Origin of the sequence: Methanospirillum sp., from assembly GCF_028679455.1 — an archaeon.
GTDB lineage: Archaea > Halobacteriota > Methanomicrobia > Methanomicrobiales > Methanospirillaceae > Methanospirillum.
On sequence record NZ_JAJRBM010000254.1, the window covers coordinates 1 to 3245 of the forward strand.

Annotated in this window: 4 protein-coding genes; 3 read left to right on the forward strand and 1 reads right to left on the reverse strand. The window is 46.3% G+C overall.

What is annotated here, in order from left to right; translation table 11 throughout:
• Together LUQ50_RS08500 and cofE are read left to right on the forward strand one after the other, a co-directional pair.
• The coding region (locus LUQ50_RS08500; protein WP_300039133.1) for a dihydropteroate synthase at positions 1-383 on the forward strand (383 nt) is incomplete at its 5' end.
• 1 nt (position 384) lies between these two features.
• The gene (cofE, locus tag LUQ50_RS08505; RefSeq protein ID WP_300039136.1) at positions 385-1167 is read left to right on the forward strand and encodes a coenzyme F420-0:L-glutamate ligase; all 783 of its coding nucleotides are present in this window, start codon (positions 385-387) and stop codon (positions 1165-1167) included.
• A gap of 29 nt (positions 1168-1196) precedes the next feature.
• Here the strand turns inward: cofE and LUQ50_RS08510 are convergent, their stop codons facing one another.
• Positions 1197-1400 carry a hypothetical protein gene (locus LUQ50_RS08510; RefSeq protein WP_300039139.1) on the reverse strand — a complete coding sequence of 68 codons (204 nt, stop codon included), beginning with the start codon at positions 1398-1400 and terminating at the stop codon, positions 1197-1199.
• A 483-nt stretch (positions 1401-1883) separates the two neighbouring features.
• Here LUQ50_RS08510 and LUQ50_RS08515 point away from each other — a divergent pair.
• A partial coding sequence (locus tag LUQ50_RS08515; RefSeq protein WP_300039142.1) for a S8 family serine peptidase occupies positions 1884-3245 on the forward strand: 1362 nt, incomplete at its 3' end.

The following is a 3245-nucleotide window of genomic DNA, read 5'->3' on the forward strand; positions in this document are numbered from 1 at the left end:
AGACTCCGGGAGATTGCTGTACCTTTGAGGAAACCCTGAAATCTCTCCACACCGTTACTGACCGGGCTACGAACGCCGGAGTTCAGAGTTATATTCTGGATCCAGGAGTTGGCAGGTGGATCCCTGAAAGAACCCCAGAGGCAGATTTTGAGATCTGTAAACGGTTTCAGGAGTTATCAGTATTTGATCGCCCGTTACTCGCTGCCATATCCCGAAAAACATTTCTTGGTTCAGTCACCGGAAAAAAACCAGAAGACCGTCTGGCAGCTACCCTTGCAGTAACTACAGGGTTGGTGTTATCCGGAGCAGCAATGATCCGCACTCATGATATACCAGAGACGATGGATCTGATCAATGTGATCACTGCACTTCAGGCGGCCTGAAATGGTCCAATCCTGCAGCCTATTTGGCATTAAAACAGGACTCATTCATCAGGGAGAGGAGATCCTTCCACTCATATATGGGGGAATGGAATCGCAAAACCTCGAATTTACTGATGGAGATATTCTGGTCATCGCAGAATCAGCACTTGCAACTTCAGAAGGAAGGCTGGTCCAGCTCGACGAACAAAAACCTTCACCCGAAGCAGAAGAACTGGCAGCACAGTACCAACTGGATCCCAGGCTCGCTGAGGTTGTGTTGAGAGAATCAGATGAGATCGTAGGAGGGATTCCCGGGTTTCTTCTCTGTACCTCCAGGGGTAATCTCCTTCCCAATGCGGGAGTTGATGGATCCAATGCCCCGGAAGGGATGGTTTCACTTCTCCCTGCTGATCCCAATGTAAGCGCATATAAACTTAGACAAGAGATTGGGCAGACGACAGGAAAATCTGTGGCAGTGCTGGTTATCGACAGCAGAACACACCCGATGCGGTATGGATGCAGCGGAGTGGCATTAGGATGCTCAGGTATTCCTTCAGTGCTTGATGAACGGGGAAGAAAGGACCTCTTTGGAAGAGAACTGAAAGTAACCAGGCGTGCTCTAGCAGATAATATCGCTTCTGCAGCTGAACTACTCATGGGAGAAGCAGATGAAGGCATCCCGGTAGTACTCGTCAGAGGCCTTGACATTCAGGTTGGCGAATTTGAGGGTGTTGAACAGATATCCGCAGACGAATGCCTGTTCATGGGTATCATTTCAAGAAATGCACAAAAGAGAAATGTGTAGGGAAAAATCCCTATTCTCAAGTTTATAGGTTACCTGAAAGACTTTCGCCCTTCGTTGAGCAGGATACCGAGAGCAATAAGGATAGCAAGTACGGGCCAGAACGGGAATTTAATACTCCACCACCCGCTGTCGTTCCCAAGCCACACGATACCCCAGGCAAGAATGAGAAGCGCTAATAAGATTCCACCAATACTGTAGGTTTTTTGATTACAACACCATGAAGTTTCGTCCATTTTTTCTCCTCATATTATTGCATGTCAGAATGGGGATCCCTGAATCATAGCCATGCACATTGAGACACTTTTCATACTGATACAGGGGAGAAGATATCAAAGACCAAATGGAGCATCCCACTTGTGCTTACATGCATTGCAACTACATTTTGCAACCATGCTGCCGCTTTCAGTAGTGATGAGATCCTCGAATTCAGTGTCTTTCGAATTGCATTTTGGGCAGAGTATTTCACCCATCGATGGATTGCTCCCTAAACCCGGATCCCGGATCTGTATTATGATGTAGTCCTGCCGGTATTTCAATATCAGCAATGACGTGCCGTGTTAAAACCAGGATTTCCCAAAGAGTCATATTCGTAGTATTGGTTCTTCGTTATGGTGACAATTGCCGACTATTCCATAAATTATCGACGGGGATGACAAACTATCTAGGTTACCTAATGATAATACTGGATCAGATATCAGATTCTTGGGAGAATGGGAATGAATTTCAGAGTAGTAATTATCCTGTGCTGGATATTTCTCCTGATTGCAGGAATTGGACAAATTGCTGTAGCAGGTCAACAAAAATTAGAGAGTGGAACCTCTATTTTTTCAAATTGGGGTAACGGGAACAATGCCGTACCGGCTTCATCTACCGGCACTGATTCATTTGCGACGCAATCTGTTGAGGTAAAAACATTACCAACCATGCAGGTATCTGCGGAGTATGTTCCGGAACAGGTTATTGTGCGATACAAGACTGACACCATGAGTACCATGTCAGCATTGCCTTCGGTGATGTCAGCTGCGAACGCAGAAGTTGGTGCATCGGTGATGGCTGATTATTCACAAGCAGGTCTTCCGGGAATGCAGGTGGTACAGGTGAAGGGAACTACCGTTAAAGAGGCAATTCAGGAGTATTCTACCAACCCGAACGTTCTCTACGCTGAACCTGATTATCGGGTCTCACTTCCACCAGAACAGGCAGATAAAGTAGCCAGCACCGTTCAGAGCGTGGAGATGGCATCGACGCGGACACCGAATGATCCCGAATTCCCATATCAGTGGGGTCTGAAAAATTCAGGACAGTCACCATTTTACGGAAAATCAGGTGCAGATATCAAGGCACAAAATGCATGGGGAACCACAACAGGATCCTCTTCAGTAATAATTGCAGTTGTAGATACCGGTGTTGATTATTCACATCCGGATCTTGCAGCAAATATCTGGACCAACTCTGGAGAGATTCCAAACAATGGTATTGATGATGATAGAAACGGGTATGTCGATGATGTCAGAGGATGGAACTTTTACTCAAAAACCAATAATCCAATGGATGACCATGGACATGGAACCCATTGTGCAGGTTCCATCGCAGCAGTAGGGAACAACAATATCGGTATTACCGGAGTCTGCTGGAATGCAAAAATAATGCCACTTAAATTCCTGGGTGCTTCAGGAAATGGAAAAGTGTCAGATGCCATTTCAGCGATTCTCTATGCAAACCGGATGGGTGCATCTGTTATCTCAAACTCATGGGGAGGATCTCAGTACACCCAGGCACTCAAGGATGCAATTGATGCGTCACCTGCAGTGGTTGTATGTGCTTCAGGCAACAGTAGACAGAACTCTGACTCATTGCCCCAGTATCCGGCTGCATATACCAGTAACAATATCATATCTGTTGCAGCAACCGATAGCAAAGATAACTTGGCAACTTTTTCAAACTATGGACCATCTTCAGTGGATCTTGCCGCTCCGGGAGTACTCATACGAAGTACCTATCTGAACCGGGGATATCAGTACCTGTCAGGCACTTCCATGGCAACTCCGTATGTATCAGGGGTGGCCGGACTTCTGAAA